Here is a 17406-nt window from a genome sequence, read left to right as displayed (position 1 = left end):
TAACGAAGAATGTTATAAACCTGAGAATACGCATGTCAATAACCCAAATATTTAAAAAAATGAAAAAAATTTACTCTTTACTTATTGCATTACTTCCTTTTTTAGGAATTGCACAAGGATCAATAAACTTTGACGACCCTGCAAAATGGACACAAGGTGCATTAGCCTTTACATCTTATTCAAACCACAGTTATGTTGATGGTACTTTTAGTTTAGCTTGTACAGATGTTATCAGAAATGGTATAGCTGCTCAAGATGGTTTCGCAGGTGGATTTGGTACTTATTCATTAAGATTACAAAATGATGCTACAACGGATGTAACCATGACAATTTCTAGTGGCGGTATTGGTAACTTTAGCTTTAAAACCAGAAGATGGGATGGTTCACCTGCTGTTGATTTTGCAGTAGAATATTCAATTGACGGTGGAACTATATGGATTCCATCATCTACAATTAATGCAGCCGTTACTCCTGATTCTGATTGGAAAACAATAAATGGCGTCGTTAATAGTTCAAACGCAAATGTTAAAGTTCGTGTAAAATCAAACAGTGCAACTAATGAAAGATTAATGATTGATGATTTTACTTGGACAGCGGCAAGTTTAAGTCCATCAATCACGATCAATAGCCCATCAAACGGAACTATTTATTCACCATTAACAACCTCTGCAAATATCGGTTTAACGGTTAGTAATTTTAACGTAGCTAACGGAACTGGTGACGGACATATCCACTACACAATAAATAGCGGATCTGTTGTTATGAAATATGACACTGCTCCAATTGCATTAACAAGTTTAACTCCTGGAAATTACACAGTATATGTTGAATTAGTAGACAATTCTCATGTTGCAATTGTACCAGCTGTTAACGCAACCGTTACATTTACCATTGCAGCATATACAGTTGTTCCAAATTTAGCTGCTTTAAGAGCAGATGTAATTGCTAATGGTGCTGGAAAGTACTATCAAGTTTCAAGCAATCCAGTTATTACTTACGCAAGAACAACTAGAAATCAAAAATACATTCAAGATACTTCAGCTGGTATTTTAATTGATGATTTACCTGGAACTATTTCAACAGCTATGGTTGCAGGTGATGCTATTTCTGGATTAAAAGGACAAACAGGTTTATTTAGTGGTGTTTTACAGTTTTTACCATTAGAAAACGCTACGGTTGCTTCTTCTGGAAACATAGTAACTCCACAAGTTGTTACAGCGTTAGAAATTACAAATAATGTTGAGAATTACGAAAGTGAATTAGTGCAAATAAACAATGCAACTTTTACTACGGCAGATGGCGTTATTACTTTTGCAGCAACTACAAATTATAATTTAAACGATGGCACTGACATTATTTTTAGAACAATGTTTGCAGAATCAAATTATATCGGACAAGTTGTTCCAACTGGAGCTGGTAACAGAGCTGTTTTAGTTGCTGAATTTAACGGTGTACCGCAAGTTGTTTCAAGAAACAATGCTGAAGTTACTTTATCAACTACTTCTTTTTCTCAAATTGAAGGTTTAAAATTATATCCAAATCCAACAAAAAATAATTTATATATTGAAACTACTTTAAATGGAGATATCAATGTGTCGATTATTAACATGTTAGGAAAAGAAGTGTTAAACTCAAAAGTAACAAACAACACAGTAAACGTTGCAAATTTAGCTAACGGCATCTATATTGTTAAGGTAACAGAAGACGGCAAAACTTCAACTAAAAAATTGATAATTAACTAGTTGTTTAAAAATAAATATTAAAAAATCATTAAATTCCTAACTATTTTTAGTTAGGAATTTATTTTTGTTCCTATCTTTGTATTCAATTTAACTTTTATAAATATGAAAAAAATTTACTCTTTATTATTGATTGCTTTAAGCAGTGTATCATTTGGACAAGTAACATTACCATTTTCAGATTCATTTAATTATCCAGCAGGAAACTTACACGAGACATCTCCTTGGAGCCTACTTGGAACAGCATCTGCATCAGATCACATCTTGTTAGACGGATCTAAAGCAACTTTTGCTGGTGGAGGAACTGACGCCCAACTATTATTTACATCTCAAACTACAGGGACAGTATTTTACAAACTTAATTTAAACATTTTATCAATGGCTGGCGTAACTGACGCTAACGGTGGGTACATTGCAGGATTTGCACAAAACTCAACTACCTTTGGTGGAACTTTATGGGCTAAACGTGTGGATGACACTACTTATAATTTAGGTATTGAAGTAAGAACTGGTACTACTACTAACACTACATGGACTCCAGCTACATATACTACAGGAGTATCTAACACTATTGTTGTTGCTTATACATTTAATACCGTTTCAACAAGTGATGACGTTGTAAGATTATGGATAAACCCTGCTCCAACAGATGAAGCAACTCCATTATTAACTGACACACATACAGGTACAGATTTAACTTCAGCTCCAAGTTTCTTCCTAAGACAAGATAGCGCTACAGAAACAGGTTCTGTTGAAGTAGACAATGTAAAAGTTTCATTAACTTTTGCTGAAATCTTATCTTCATCATCATTCTCTCAAATTGATAGTTTAAAAATGTATCCAAACCCAACTAAAAACAACTTATATATTGAAACTGCTTTAAACGGAGCTATCAATGTATCAATTGTAAATATGTTAGGTAAAGAAGTAGTTAACACGAATGTAGTTAACAATACTGTAAATGTTTCTAACTTAACTTCTGGAATTTACATTGTAAAAATTACGGAAGAAGGTAAAACTTCAACTAAGAAATTAATTATCGAGTAATTAGTTTTCAAAATAAAAGAAAGCACCACTAGTTGGTGCTTTTTTTATGCTCAAAAAACAGAAAAGCAACCCCAAACTAAATATCTTTTTCTACTTTTGCAGAATGATTTCTCAAGAAGACATATTTTCTATTTCATCCAAAAAAGAATTTGAAAAAATTACTTTAAAAGTTTTTCGTTACCAATACGAAAACAATAAAGTATATCAGTCTTTTTGTAACTTTTTGAAAAAAAACCCAATTAACGTAAAACAAATTTCGAGTATTCCTTTTTTGCCAATTCAATTCTTTAAATCGGAAAAGATTGTTAGTAATGAAGATGAAGTAGAAACCATTTTTACAAGCAGCGGAACAACTGGAATGATAACGAGTAAACACTATATTACTGATGTTTCTTTTTATGAAAATAGTTATCGAAAAGCATTTTCTCAATTCTACGGAAACATTGAAGATTACTGTGTTCTAGCTTTACTCCCTTCTTATTTAGAACGCGAAGGTTCAAGCTTAATTCATATGGTTGATGACTTAATTCAAAGTAGTAATCATCCTGATAGTGGTTTTTATTTGAATAATTTAGAAGAACTTTCCAATAAAATTATTGAATTAGAAAACGAAGGTCAGAATATCATTTTAATTGGCGTTACTTATGCCTTACTCGATTTAATTGAATTCAAAAAATTTCAATTGAAAAACACCATCATTATGGAAACAGGTGGTATGAAAGGCAAACGAAAAGAAATAGTTCGAGAAGAATTACATCAAATTCTTTGTGACGGTTTCGGTGTTAAAGCTATACATTCGGAATACGGTATGACCGAATTATTATCGCAAGCTTATTCTTTAGGAAACGGAATTTTCGAATGTCCGCTTTGGATGGATGTTTTGATACGCGATACCGAAGATGCTTTAAATTATGTTGATTCAGGAAAAACAGGTGGCATCAATGTAATTGATTTAGCCAACATCAATTCTTGTTCCTTTATTGCCACACAAGATTTAGGCAAAAAATATCCAAACATGACTTTTGAAGTCTTAGGAAGATTTGACAACTCAGATATTAGAGGTTGTAATTTGATGGTTTATTAATCTATCTTTTTCAACTTGAACAATTTAAAACTTATGATTTTTACAGATACTCACACTCATTTATATTCAGAAGAATTCTCAGAAGATAGAGATTTAATGATGCAACGTGCTTTCGATAACGGTATAACCCGACTTTTTGTTCCTTCTATTGACAGTAGTTATACTCAAAAAATGTACGATTTAGAATCTCAATATCCTGAAAACGTATTTTTAATGATGGGTTTACATCCGTGTTACGTAAAGGAAAATTATCTAGAAGAATTAGCACATGTTGAAGCTGAATTAACCAAAAGAAAATTTGCTGCTATTGGTGAGATTGGTATCGATTTATTTTGGGACAAAACGTTTTTAAAACAACAACAAGAAGTATTTGTAAAACAAATTCAACTAGCTAAACACTATAAATTACCTATCAATATTCATTGCAGGGATGCTTTTAATGAAGTTTTAGAAATACTAGAACAAGAAAAATCACCTGAATTATGGGGAATTTTTCATTGTTTTACGGGCGATTTCAACCAAGCCAATCAAGCAATCGATTGCGGAATGAAATTAGGAATAGGCGGAGTAACTACTTTTAAAAACGGAAAAATCGACCAATTTTTAAAAGAAATTGATCTTAAAAATATTGTTTTAGAAACAGATGCACCTTACCTTGCTCCTGTGCCTTATAGAGGAAAAAGAAACGAAAGCAGTTATATTAAAATTATTGGACAAAAATTATCTGAAATTTATAGCCTAAGTTTGGAAGAAATTGCTGAAATTACAACAAAAAATAGTAAAGAAGTTTTTGGATTTTAAGGTTTATTAACGAATAATAATTATTTTTTTTGTTTTTTTGTATATTAAAAATTGAACATGTCGAAATTTGATAAAATACGTCCTTATTATGATGCCGAAGTAAACGAAGCTCTTCGATCTTCAATAAATCATCCTATGATGAAAGCATTAATGGATTTTGCTTATCCTAATGTTGATGAAAGCATATGGAAAGAGCAATTACTTCGCACACATTCAATAAGAGATTTTCAAATAAATTTTGCTTACGAAGCGGTTAAAAAAGTTCTAGAAAAAACTTCAGATGGATTAACTACATCTGGTTTTGAAAAATTAGAACCTAATACTGCATATTTTTTTATTTCAAATCACAGAGATATTATTTTAGATACTTCATTACTTAATGTTTCTTTACACGAACATGGTTTAGTAATGACGGCATCTGCAATTGGCGATAATCTGGTTAAAAAAGATTTCATTTTAAAATTATCGAAATTAAATAGAAACTTTTTAGTTCAAAGAAATTTACAACCAAGAGAATTGTTAGAAAGTTCGAAATTACTTTCTGAATACATGTATCGATTGGTTTCTAAAGAAAATAGATCGGTTTGGATTGCTCAACGTGAAGGAAGAACCAAAGATGGAAATGATGCCACACATACCGGAGTTTTGAAAATGATGGCAATGGCTTCAGACGAAAAAAACAACATGGATTTCTTTAAAAAAATTAAATTAGTTCCTGTTTCTATTTCCTACGAATACGATCCGACTGACGCTTTAAAAATGCCACAATTAATGGCTGAAGCGAATGATGAAATTTACACAAAAGAAAAAAATGAAGATTTCATCACGTTGTTAAGTGGTATTATCGGACAGAAAAAACGCATACACATTCATATTGGTGAAGTTTTAGATTCTGAATTAACTCAAATTGCTGAAGAAACGAACAACACCAACAAACAAATACAAGCTTTAGCCCAAGTAATAGACGATTCTATTTTACAATCGTATAAACTTTGGCCAACAAATTATATCGCATACGATTTATTACATAATTCCAATAATTATGCTGATAAGTACACTGAAAAAGAAAAACAACTTTTTGAACGCAGACTGGAATTAAGAATTAAAACAGACGATGTAAAAATGAAAGAAAGTTTCTTAGCAATGTATGCAAATCCTGTAATCAATAAATTAAAATACGAAAAAATTGAAAGTGTTTAATAAACCCAAAATCTTATTGATTTATACTGGTGGTACCATTGGTATGATTAAAGACGCAGATACTGGAGCATTAAAAGCGTTCAATTTTAAAAAGATAATCAAAGGCATACCAGAATTAAAATTATTAGAATGTGACATTGAAACGGTTTCATTTGAAAACCCAATTGATTCCTCTAATATGAAAATTTCGGATTGGCAAATGATGGCAAATATCATTGAAGAACACTATAATAATTTTGATGGTTTTGTAGTACTTCATGGATCGGATACAATGTCGTATAGTGCCTCTGCTTTAAGTTTTATGTTTGAAAACTTAAGCAAACCAATTGTTTTTACAGGTTCTCAATTACCTATTGGAGATATTCGTACCGATGCCAAAGAAAATTTAATTACTGCGATTCAAATTGCTTCATTACAAGAAAAAGGCAAACCAATTATACAAGAAGTTTCCTTATATTTTGAATACAAATTATATCGAGGAAATAGAACAACCAAAATAAGTGCGGAACATTTTAACGCCTTTACTTCTCCTAATTTTCCAGAATTAGCGGAATCTGGTGTGCATTTAAAAATTAACAACGATGTTTTATTTAAATCGAAAGCTGGAAAAAAATTAAAAGTTAACTCGAATTTTAACAACGACGTGTTAATTTTAAAATTATTCCCAGGAATTAGTAAAAACATTCTACAATTATTACTAAACACTCCAAATTTAAAAGGTGTAGTTTTAGAAACTTATGGCGCAGGAAATGCTCCAATGGAAAATTGGTTTATTGAAGAAATTGAACAAGCTATTCAACGTGGATTACATATTGTAAACGTAACACAATGTAGTGGCGGTAGTGTTATTATGGGAACGTATGAAACCAGTACACGTTTAAAGGAAATCGGTTTAATTTCTGGAAAAGACATTACAACAGAAGCTGCAATAGCGAAATTGATGTATTTATTAGGTCAAAATGTAGCACCAAACGTTTTCAAAACAATTTTTGAAACTTCTCTTAGAGGTGAAATGAACGATTAATTTAGCGTTACTATGAAATATTTATTGCTTCTTTTTCCATTTTTACTTTTTTCTCAAAATGAAATTATTGAGAAAGTTGAAGCGGATTCATTATATCGTGAAGATCAATTTTATTTCGGACTTACCTATAATTTGATGCAAGATAAACCACAAAGTTTTGCTCAAAATGGATTGTCATCTGGAGTAACAATCGGATTCATGCGCGACATGCCTATCAACAAAGAAAGAACTTGGGCTATTGCTACTGGATTAGGTTATTCTTACAATAATATAAAGCATAATATTCGTGTTGATGCGATTAATAATGAATATTTTTACAGTATTGATAACGGCTTTCAAAAAAACAATTTGGTTTTGCATTATGTAGAACTTCCAATTGAATTACGCTGGAGAAATTCAACACCAATTTCACATAAATTTTGGCGCGTGTATACAGGTTTTAAATTCAATTATTTATTTGCAAGCCAGTCGAAATTCATTTCTGATACGGAAAATATCAAAATCAAAAACAATTCAAGTTTAAATAAATTAGTATTCGGACCGTACTTAGCTATTGGGTACAATTCAATTAATTTATATACGTATTATGGATTAGTTCCTGTTTTTAAAGAACAAAAAATTGGAAATAATGATTTAAATCTGAGAAGTTTTAATATCGGATTTCAGTTTTACATACTATAAAACCAAACAAAAACTTGAGGTAAAGCACCAATTAAAACGCCAACTACTAATTCTCTCGGCGTATGCGCTTTCATGTACAAGCGTGAAGAAGCTACAAAACCCATACACATAATTAAATAGGCTAAAGTATTTATTGCTTCAATTTCAAAATACTTGGTAAAAAAAACGGTAAACACAAATAAAGATGTAATTCCTATCATGTGTAAACTCGCTTTAAATCTTAATATTACGGAAACAAACACTAAAAAAGCACTGATAAATCCACCCAAATAAAATTTATACAATTCTGGAAAATGAACGTCTAAAACTGTAAATTTTAGCAAACAATACATTAAAATTAATTGTATAAAAATGGGAACTCTTCGTTCTTCAATGGTTGCTTCTGTAAATGATTTTACTTTCTTTAATGTTCTAAGCAACATATAAAAAGACAACGGCAATAATATCGTTAGAATAAAAATTTGCAACAAAGTCAAATAAACCTCAGCTAATTTATTTTTAAAAACTTCTGTAAAAATAAAATATAGTGAAGCGCCATAAATAGAAATAAAAATGGGATGAAATATAAATGAAAACGGTACTAAAAGGTATTTTGTCTTCACAATTACAATTTATATTTTTTTTCTCAAACGGGCTACAGGAATGTCTAATTGTTCTCTATATTTCGCAATAGTTCTACGAGCAATTGGATATCCTTTTTCTTTTAAAATAAGCGCTAAATCTTCATCTGGTAAAGGTTTGCTTTTATCTTCTTCTGCGATTACACGTTCTAAAATATTTTTAATTTCAATAGTAGAAACATCTTCACCTTGATCATTCTTCATCGCTTCAGAGAAAAACTCTTTCACTAATTTAGTGCCATAAGGCGTATCAACATATTTACTATTGGCTACTCGAGAAACGGTAGAAATATCTAAACCAACCATATCAGCAATATCTTTCAATATCATTGGTTTTAATTTTGATTCTTCACCTTCTAAAAAGTATTCTTGCTGAAAAATCATAATGGCATTCATCGTTACAAATAACGTTTCTTGACGCTGTTTTATCGCATCAATAAACCATTTTGCAGAATCTAACTTTTGTTTGATAAACTGAACCGCATCTTTTTGCGCGCTCGATTTATCGTTAGAATCTTTATAGGTTTGCCACATTTCTTGATAATCTTTAGAAACATGCAATTCTGGAGCATTTCTGCCGTTTAATAACAATTCTAATTCGCCATCTACAATACGAATTGTAAAATCTGGCACAACATGTTCAACCGTTCTGTTACTGCTATCATAACTTCCTCCAGGTTTCGGATTCAGTTTTTCAATTTCATCAATTGCCTTTTTCAATTGGTCTTTCGTACAATCAAATTTTTGCAATAATTTATCGTAGTGTTTTTTGGTAAAAGCATCGAATTGTTTTTCAATAATATCGATGGCTAAATTTACAGAATCAGTTGGTGTTTTATGTTTCAATTGAATCAACAAACATTCTTGCAAATCTCTTGCACCTACTCCTGAAGGTTCTAATTGCTGAACAATATTTAAAATTCTTTCTACGGTTTTTTCATCGGTATAAATACCTTGTGTAAAAGCCATATCGTCAACCATGTCCTGAATTGTTCTTCTGATATATCCAGAATCTTCGATACTTCCCACTAAAAACTCAGCAATTTCTCTGTCGCTTTCAGTTAGGATGAAGGTATTCAATTGATTTATCAAATCTTGATGAAAACTTAATTGTGCAGCAATTGGTAACGATTTATCTTCATCATCATCGCTGTAATTATTACTCTGATATTTATAATCAGGCGTTTCATCATTACTTAAATATTCATCTATATTGATATCGCCAGTGTCAATTTGTTCATTATCATAATCATCATATTCCTCGTTAGTTGATGTATCATTATAATCGTCTAACGAATCATTTTTATCTTCCATTCCGCCTTCTAAAGCTGGATTTTCAACCATTTCTTCTTGAAGACGTTGTTCAAAAGCTTGCGTAGGCAATTGAATTAACTTCATCAACTGAATTTGTTGAGGAGATAATTTCTGAGATAATTTTAAATTTAGACTGTGTTTAAGCATATTTTAATTGTTATTGGTTTATTGTTTATAGTTACAATTTTGAACTACAAACAATAAACAATACACTTTTTAGAATTCAGCATTTTGAGGTGTTCTTGGGAAAGGAATTACGTCGCGAATATTTGTCATACCCGTTACGAACAATACCAATCTTTCAAATCCTAATCCGAAACCAGAGTGAACAGCAGTTCCGAATCTACGCGTATCTAAATACCACCATAATTCTTCTTCTTCAATTCCTAGAGCGTGCATTTTTTCAATTAAAACATCTAAACGCTCTTCTCTTTGAGAACCTCCAACAATTTCTCCAATTCCTGGGAATAAGATATCCATTGCTCTTACTGTTTCTCTTCCAGGTTCCGTACCATCATTTAAACGCATGTAAAACGCTTTAATTTTTGCTGGATAATCGAATAAAATTACTGGGCATTTAAAGTGTTTTTCAACTAAGAAACGTTCGTGCTCTGATTGTAAGTCGGCACCCCATTCTTCAATTAAGTATTGGAATTTTTTATTTTTATTTGGTTTCGAATTCTTTAAAATATCGATAGCTTCTGTATAAGAAACACGTTTGAAATTATTTTCTAAAACGAAGTTTAATTTTTCTAACAACGCCATTTCACTACGTTCTGCTTGAGGTTTTTGTTTTTCTTCTTCTAACAAACGACCTTCTAAGAATTTTAAATCATCGGCACAATTTTCAACTGCATAACGAATTACATACTGAATAAAATCTTCAGCTAAATCCATATTTGCTGCTAAATCATTGAAAGCTACTTCTGGTTCAATCATCCAGAATTCGGCTAAGTGACGAGAAGTGTTTGAATTTTCAGCACGGAAAGTTGGTCCGAATGTATACACTTGACCTAAAGCCATGGCATACGTTTCCGCTTCTAACTGTCCAGAAACCGTTAAGTTCGTTTGCTTTCCAAAAAAGTCTTCTTTATAATCAACTTTTCCATCTTCTGTTCTTGGTGTATTATCAAATGGTAATGCCGAAACTTGGAACATTTCTCCAGCACCTTCTGCATCAGAACCTGTAATAATTGGTGTATTTACATAGTAAAATCCTTTTTCTTGGAAATATTTATGAACCGCAAATGACAATACAGAACGTACTCTCATAACCGCTCCGAAAACATTTGTTCTTACACGTAAATGTGCTTGTTCTCTTAAAAATTCTAAACTAGGACGATTTCTTAATTGGATTGGATATTTTTCTGCATCAGAATCACCTAAGATTTCAATTTTTGAAACTTGTACTTCAACTTTCTGACCAGCACCTTGACTTTCAACCAAAGTACCTTTTACGCAAATTGCAGCACTAGTTGTAATTCTTTTTAATGTTTCTTCAGGTGTATTTTCAAAATCAACAACACATTGAATATTATGTATAGTTGAACCATCATTTAAAGCAATAAATTGATTGTTTCTAAATGTTCTAACCCAACCTTTTACGGTTACTTCTTGTAAAGTTTTAGTGTTGTTTAATAAATCTATAATTCTTGTATGCTTCATCTTTTCCTAATATTCATTAATACTGCAAATATAGTGCAAAAAAATGGAGTTTAAAATTCAACTTTGTTAACAATAGCTCATATTTACATTTTACAGATTAAAACTATTCAATTAACTGATTTTCATTTAATTACAAATATTAATAAGTAAATTTGCAATAAAAATCATGAAAACTTTTATAAAAACTACAGTTGTTTATGTATCACTTTTTATTCTTTTGAATAGTTGCAGTGTGTATTATAAAAAAGAAGCCACGTTTAATGAAGCATATTTATCTAAAAAACCAGTAAAATTAATGACGACGGAAGACAGAAAAGTAAAACTAAGAAAAATTACATATAAAGATTCGTCTTACTATGGTGTGTATTACGACAATGGTAATAAAATAGAATTTCCAATGTCTCCAGAAAAATATAAATCGTTACGCATAAAAGATCGAACAACTTCAACCGTTTTGAATGTAGTTGGCATCACTTTATCAGTTGGAATCGTTGCAATAGTATTAATTACTGCTACTTATGATTGGGGTGATTTTAATTTTGGTAATTCTAGCACTCAATTTAAAAACTAATTATTCAGTAATTACTCTTTTAGATAATTCTAATTTAGAATGAATTGTTCTTTCTATTACGATACTTTTTGCGTTTAAAAATTCGGGGTCTATTTGTGAATTAAAATAGTATTCTTTCATTTTAAATTTATTGTTTTCCAACCACAAATAATAATCAACATTTAAATTTGTTGGCACATTCATGCGCATTCTTCCGGTAATTTCACTTACTCGCAAAACAGCAATTGAAATAATTTCTTTTTGCTGTTCTTTCCTATCTTTTGCAATAGGTAATTTGGCATATAAAAAGTAAAAGTAGAAAAGAAATAAGAAGCAAATTACTATTGGAATTACAACAAATAAAGTTAGTTCTAAAGCATTAAAATTACTTAATAACGAACCTGTAATTTCATTATTGATAGTTTTAACACTTTTCCTTTTAAACACTTTTAACAACTTTAAATATTCCATTGGAATAATTAAAATTAAAAACAATAAGGGCAAAATATATTTTAAACTTGTAATAAAAAGTTTGAAGAATCTTTGTTTGCTTTTATTACTTTCAGATTTGAGAAATTCTAAATCTGAGGCCGACATTTTTTCAATTTGCATCTTACGTTTACAGTTAATTTTGTTTCAGAATTAACAAATATAGATTAGTAATTAATTTTTCTCGCTCAAAATCAAAACAAATTTCATTATTTTTACTCCATGATATTAGTCACAGGCGCAACGGGTTTAGTTGGATTTCATTTAGTACTACAACTTACTTCAGAACATGAAGCCATTCGAGCTATTTATAGAAGTGAGAAGAAACTCAATTATATTAAAAATCTCTTCGAAAAAGAAAACCGACTTTCTGATTATGAAAAAATTGATTGGGTAAAAGCCGATGTTTTAGATGTTCCTGCTCTTGAAAATGCTTTTACAAACGTTTCTTACATGTATCATTGTGCCGCTTATGTATCTTTTGATCCAAATGACGAAGAAAAACTATATCAAAACAATATTATAGGCACAGCAAATGTGGTTAATATTTGCTTGGCATATAAGGTAAAAAAATTATGTTATGTAAGTTCAATTGCTGCTTTAGGAAATGGAACAGAACACAATAAAATAATTACTGAAGAAACCGATAGAAATCCAGAAGCCATTCGAAGTGATTATGCGATTTCTAAATTTGGAGCCGAAATGGAAGTTTGGCGTGGCTTTCAAGAAGGATTAGATGTGGTAATGGTAAATCCAGCTGTTATTTTCGGATACGGTTTCCCGAAAGATGGCAGCAGTTTGTTCATTCAAAACATAAAAGAAGGACAATCTTTTTATACGTTAGGAAAGATTGGAATTGTTGCCGTTGAAGATGTCGTGAAAGCGATGATTACTTTAATGAAAAGTAACATTTCTGGCGAACGATTTTCATTAGTTGCTGAAGACATTACTTATAAAGAATTATTTGACAGAATTGCGGAAGCACTTCGACAAGCTCAGTGTGACAAAAATGTAAAAAAGCCAAAATATTTGGTAAAGAAATGGCAAACTCAAGTGGTGAGTATTATTGAATTAATTTTTGCGAAGCTGTTTTTCAGAAAAAGAATGCTCACAAAATCGACTATCAAATCGTTATATAATGAAGAAATTCACGATTGTAGTAAAATCAAAAATACAATTGATTTTGAATTCCGAGATATGAAAGAATATTTTTTAGAATTGATAAATAAAAAAAGAGATTGGTAACCAATCTCTTTTTTATTATTTAAATTATAAAGTAACCTTTAAAATTTGTTTTTTCTTTCCTTTACGTCCAATGAAATAAACAGAATTACTAGCAATTGCCCCACTTGAAACCATAAATGGTACTTCATTAGCTTTATCATCTAAAATTTCTTGGAAATCAAAATTACCCTCTGGGTTAATTCTAATAATGTTTAAGTTTGATTTTTTCGTACTTGTTTGTCCGAATTGGATTCTATCGTTACTTAATTTTTTTACTTTTTCACCTGTATTAATAAAGAAGTAAGTATCATTTCCTTTTATAGTTGATGTATAAGAAATATAAGATTCGTCGCCACTAGTAGCTTGACGCTTGTTGATATTTCTTGCCCAAATAATGTTTCCATCATTTCCAATTTTAGCACTTACGATATCATCATAATGATAAACATATGTAGTAGTACCACCACCGTTTGGAGAACTATGATAATGAGTTGTTATATAAAATTCTTCAGCGTTGAATACAATTTCGTTTTGTGCAGTAATCATTATACCTCTGAAAGATAAGTTTTTCAATTCTTTATCTTTACTTTTTCCGTATTTATCAACAATAAATTGTTCTGTAAATGGATTGTATTTTGATTTACGGATTGCTAATGAAATTGGATCTAATTCGAAATAACTAATCCCTTTGTAACGGTAATCTTTTCTATCTGAATAAAATCCAATACATGTTAATTTATCTTGGAAAACAACAGTTTTTAATGAACCAGAAAAATGTTCATCTGTATCGAAAACTTGAGAAACCTGACCATCTTTATTTATTCTTGTTAATTCATATTGGTATTTTCCACCTTCTTTTTTCTTCTTTTTCTCATCTGTATAAACTTTTCCTAAAAGGTAAAGGTTATTTCCATCTTTAGATACATCAATATTCTCATATTTGAATTTTTTGTCTTTAATTTCTCTTTTGAAATTATGGTCAATTTTTTTATTTAACTTGTTGTCAAACAAATATACTTTATGTGTTTCTGTATTTTTATCTTTAATGTCAATTGTAATGGCAAACGCAGTTTTATCTTCATTTAAAATGAAATTAGTTCCTGAATCTCCATCAAATTGATTACCACCAAACCACTGAGATTTCATTACATCTTCACTCGCAAGTCTAAAAAGTTCTTTTTTATCAAATTTAAAATCACTGATTTTAGAAGTTAATGCAGAACAAACAAATGCTTTGTCTTTAGTATTATAAACAAAATCAATTAAGTTAACTTGATCACCATTCATGATTACTCCTAAAATTGATCCGTATTTTTCAAATTCAGAACGTTTCATTTCATATTCGAATTCTTTGATCAATTTTAAATTTGCGTCATAGTGTTCGAAATAATATCCTGCTCCAGGTGAAAAAATACCCCCAAAATAACTTCTAACAATAAATACACCACCATTTCCGTCGTCTTCAACTAAAGCAATAGTTGAATGCTTATATTCGTCTTTGAAAACTTCACTTTTAATAGTTTTATTCGGAATGTCCTGTGCATAAAAAACATTAATTGCTAAAACGCAAAATAACGTTGAGAGAATTTTTTTCATTTGTTTTTGTCTGTTTTTAATGGTTAAAAAATATAAATACACGCTTGAAATTATGTCACTTCAAGCATAAAGTAATTAAAAATTAATAATAAAATTTGGTATGATTTTAAATAAAGAAATAAACTTAAACTTTCATGATTTCAGCTTCTTTAACCACTAAATGATCATCAATTTTTTTGATGAAACTATCTGTTAATTTCTGAACATCTTCTTCAGCTTTTTTACAAATATCTTCAGAAGTTCCATTTTTCTCTTCTTTTTTAATGTCGTTGTTTGCATCTTTACGAGCGTTACGCACACTAATTTTTGCATCTTCAGCTTCTGCTTTCGCTTGCTTAACTAATTCGCGTCTTCTTTCTTCCGTTAATGCAGGAATATTAATAATGATGTTTTCACCATTATTCATCGGGTTCAACCCTAAATTAGCAATCATAATTGCTTTTTCAATTGGTTGTAACATCGATTTTTCCCAAGGCGTAACTGTTAACGTTCTAGCATCTGCTGCATTTACATTGGCAACTTGAGATAAAGCTGTTTGAGATCCATAATAATCTACAAAAACACCACCTAACATTTGAGGAGACGCTTTACCCGCTCTAATATTTAAAAATTCTTTTTCTAAATGCGCTACTGCACCATCCATTGATTCTTTAGCGCTGTCGATAATAAAATTAATTTCTTCTGTCATTAGTTTGATTTTTTAGATTGTTAGATTAAAGATTATTAGACTAATAATTTTCTAAAAAAGTCTAAAATTCTAATAATCTAATTATATAGTTACAGTAGTTCCTACAGTTTCTCCATTACAAATTTTTAGTAAGTTACCTTTTTTGTTCATATCAAAAACAATAATTGGTAATTTGTTTTCTTGACTCAATGTAAACGCAGTCGTATCCATAACGTTTAATCCTTTTGCCAATACATCGTCAAACGAAATTTTATCAAATTTTATTGCATTCGGATCTTTTTCAGGATCGGCAGTGTACACACCATCAACACGAGTTCCTTTTAAAATTACATCACAATCAACTTCAATTCCTCTTAAAACGGCAGCAGTATCTGTTGTGAAATATGGATTTCCAGTTCCTGCACCAAAAATTACAATTCTACCTTTTTCTAAGTGACGTGTAGCTCTTCTTTTGATATAAGGTTCAGCAATTGCTTCAATTTTTAAAGCTGTTTGTAAACGAGTTGGCATTCCAGCATCTTCTAAAGCACCTTGTAAAGCCATTCCATTAATTACAGTAGCTAACATACCCATGTAATCCCCTTGCACTCTATCCATTCCATTACTTGCACCTGCTACACCTCTAAAAATATTTCCACCACCAATTACTATGGCAATTTCAATTCCTTTATCGTGAATTTGTTTAATTTCAGCTGCATATTCGGCTAAAGTTTTAGGATCAATTCCGTATTGTCTTTCACCCATTAAAGCTTCTCCGCTTAATTTTAGAAGTATTCTTTTGTAACTCATTGTGTTGAATTGTTTGATTTTTTTCAGAATATATTAATGATTAACTCTGAAATTTTGATGCAAATATAGGTAAATCGCTCTTTTTTAAAAAATATGTTTTTAAGAATTATGACTCTATTTTTTCAAAACACTTTTTGGCTTCTTCATAACCAATTTTATAGATCATTTCCATCTTAGTTTTATTGGTTTCAAAAGTACTAAAATAGGCCAATTCTTTAGGTTCAATCATAAAATCACAATAATTAAATTTTTGATAACTCGAATTGGCTGTTAATAATTCTAAAGCTCTATAAGTTACCGATTTAATAGAATTCAGGTTTTTGGCTTCCATATTTTGTAACGGACTCACATAAACACCAATTATAGATTCGCATTTTCCCAATAATAAATCGGCTGGAAAATGATTTAAAATTCCGCCGTCACTATATAAATCACCATTTAATTCATAAGGCGAAATCATTCCAGGAACTGCTGTTGAAGCCAAAATCGCATCCACAACTTTCGTTTCAGGATTAAATATTTTTAATTTTCCTTTCACCATATCCGTAGCGGTGATATGAATTGGAATTTCTAATTCACCCAATGTAACTTCGCCAAATATTTCTTGAAAATATCGTTTAAACGATTCAGAATCTACAATTCCGGCTTTTTTAAAAGTAAAATGTTTCCAATGAAAAAAATAAATCGATTTAAAAAACTCTAAAATTTCTTCCGGTTTTTTACCGAATGAATACATCGCACCTACAATGGCACCAGCACTTGAACCAGCAATACAAGTTGGTTTTATATTTTTTTCTTGCAAGTATTGAAGTACACCTGCATGGGCAATTCCTTTTGAACCTCCACCAGAAAAAACCAAACCATAATTTTTTATATTACTTTCCATTATTATAAG

Annotated in this window: 17 protein-coding genes; 9 read left to right on the top strand and 8 right to left on the bottom strand. The window is 30.4% G+C overall.

Going from position 1 to position 17406, the window contains the following annotated elements; genetic code table 11:
* The first annotated feature begins 59 nt into the window (after nt 1-59).
* From BMY86_RS12275 to BMY86_RS12245, 7 genes are all read left to right on the top strand, one after another.
* A complete protein-coding gene (locus BMY86_RS12275; RefSeq protein ID WP_177177179.1) occupies nt 60-1742 on the top strand; it encodes a T9SS type A sorting domain-containing protein in 1683 nt (560 codons plus the stop codon).
* A gap of 102 nt (nt 1743-1844) precedes the next feature.
* Nucleotides 1845-2786 carry a T9SS type A sorting domain-containing protein gene (locus tag BMY86_RS12270; RefSeq protein ID WP_091469966.1) on the top strand — a complete coding sequence of 314 codons (942 nt, stop codon included), beginning with the start codon at nt 1845-1847 and terminating at the stop codon, nt 2784-2786.
* Between the two features lie 103 nt (nt 2787-2889).
* Nucleotides 2890-3870: a LuxE/PaaK family acyltransferase gene (locus tag BMY86_RS12265; protein WP_091469964.1), complete on the top strand. Its 981-nt coding sequence runs from the start codon at nt 2890-2892 to the stop codon at nt 3868-3870.
* A 33-nt stretch (nt 3871-3903) separates the two neighbouring features.
* Nucleotides 3904-4671 carry a TatD family hydrolase gene (locus tag BMY86_RS12260; RefSeq protein ID WP_091469961.1) on the top strand — a complete coding sequence of 256 codons (768 nt, stop codon included), beginning with the start codon at nt 3904-3906 and terminating at the stop codon, nt 4669-4671.
* 57 nt (nt 4672-4728) lie between these two features.
* Complete coding sequence (locus tag BMY86_RS12255; RefSeq protein WP_091469958.1) at nt 4729-5871, top strand: 1-acyl-sn-glycerol-3-phosphate acyltransferase; 1143 nt, start codon at nt 4729-4731, stop codon at nt 5869-5871.
* Entirely contained in the window at nt 5864-6895 is a 1032-nt protein-coding gene (locus BMY86_RS12250) for an asparaginase (RefSeq protein WP_091469954.1), read from the top strand. Before BMY86_RS12255 ends, BMY86_RS12250 begins: the two co-directional genes overlap by 8 nt.
* A gap of 12 nt (nt 6896-6907) precedes the next feature.
* A complete protein-coding gene (locus BMY86_RS12245; RefSeq protein ID WP_091469951.1) occupies nt 6908-7576 on the top strand; it encodes a porin family protein in 669 nt (222 codons plus the stop codon).
* Here BMY86_RS12245 and BMY86_RS12240 read toward each other — a convergent pair.
* The 3 genes from BMY86_RS12240 to asnS form a co-directional block, all read right to left on the bottom strand.
* On the bottom strand, nt 7564-8178 hold the full coding sequence (locus BMY86_RS12240; protein ID WP_143065669.1) for a hypothetical protein: 615 nt from the start codon (nt 8176-8178) through the stop codon (nt 7564-7566). The genes BMY86_RS12245 and BMY86_RS12240 overlap by 13 nt on opposite strands.
* 9 nt (nt 8179-8187) lie before the next feature.
* Nucleotides 8188-9657, bottom strand: coding sequence for an RNA polymerase factor sigma-54 (rpoN, locus tag BMY86_RS12235; RefSeq protein ID WP_091469943.1), 1470 nt, complete (start codon nt 9655-9657; stop codon nt 8188-8190).
* A 69-nt stretch (nt 9658-9726) separates the two neighbouring features.
* On the bottom strand, nt 9727-11175 hold the full coding sequence (asnS, locus tag BMY86_RS12230) for an asparagine--tRNA ligase (RefSeq protein WP_091469940.1): 1449 nt from the start codon (nt 11173-11175) through the stop codon (nt 9727-9729).
* Nucleotides 11176-11341: 166 nt separating this feature from the next.
* Between asnS and BMY86_RS12225 the strand changes: the two genes are divergently transcribed.
* On the top strand, nt 11342-11746 hold the full coding sequence (locus tag BMY86_RS12225; protein ID WP_091469934.1) for a hypothetical protein: 405 nt from the start codon (nt 11342-11344) through the stop codon (nt 11744-11746).
* On the opposite strand, the gene BMY86_RS12220 is transcribed toward BMY86_RS12225, so the two are convergent.
* A complete protein-coding gene (locus tag BMY86_RS12220; protein WP_218141974.1) occupies nt 11747-12322 on the bottom strand; it encodes a hypothetical protein in 576 nt (191 codons plus the stop codon). It abuts the gene before it with no gap.
* Nucleotides 12323-12436: 114 nt separating this feature from the next.
* Between BMY86_RS12220 and BMY86_RS12215 the strand changes: the two genes are divergently transcribed.
* Nucleotides 12437-13459, top strand: a complete 1023-nt coding sequence (locus BMY86_RS12215; protein WP_091469928.1) for an NAD-dependent epimerase/dehydratase family protein — start codon at nt 12437-12439, stop codon at nt 13457-13459.
* Nucleotides 13460-13483: 24 nt separating this feature from the next.
* Here BMY86_RS12215 and BMY86_RS12210 read toward each other — a convergent pair whose 3' ends face one another.
* The 4 genes from BMY86_RS12210 to BMY86_RS12195 all read right to left on the bottom strand — a co-directional run bounded on the left by BMY86_RS12210 (nt 13484) and on the right by BMY86_RS12195 (nt 17397).
* The gene (locus tag BMY86_RS12210) at nt 13484-15034 is read right to left on the bottom strand and encodes a hypothetical protein (protein ID WP_143065667.1); all 1551 of its coding nucleotides are present in this window, start codon (nt 15032-15034) and stop codon (nt 13484-13486) included.
* 124 nt (nt 15035-15158) lie between these two features.
* Nucleotides 15159-15722 (bottom strand): ribosome recycling factor, encoded by a 564-nt coding sequence (gene frr, locus BMY86_RS12205; RefSeq protein WP_091469921.1) that lies wholly within the window; start codon nt 15720-15722, stop codon nt 15159-15161.
* Between the two features lie 81 nt (nt 15723-15803).
* Nucleotides 15804-16511: a UMP kinase gene (pyrH, locus tag BMY86_RS12200; RefSeq protein WP_091469917.1), complete on the bottom strand. Its 708-nt coding sequence runs from the start codon at nt 16509-16511 to the stop codon at nt 15804-15806.
* Between the two features lie 106 nt (nt 16512-16617).
* Nucleotides 16618-17397, bottom strand: coding sequence for a patatin-like phospholipase family protein (locus BMY86_RS12195; RefSeq protein WP_177177178.1), 780 nt, complete (start codon nt 17395-17397; stop codon nt 16618-16620).
* Nucleotides 17398-17406: the final 9 nt, after the last annotated feature.

The organism is Flavobacterium urocaniciphilum (assembly GCF_900110615.1).
GTDB classification, from domain to species: Bacteria; Bacteroidota; Bacteroidia; order Flavobacteriales; family Flavobacteriaceae; genus Flavobacterium; species Flavobacterium urocaniciphilum.
Note: the sequence above shows the minus strand (reverse complement) of the source record. Positions and strands in the feature narration are given on the sequence as shown.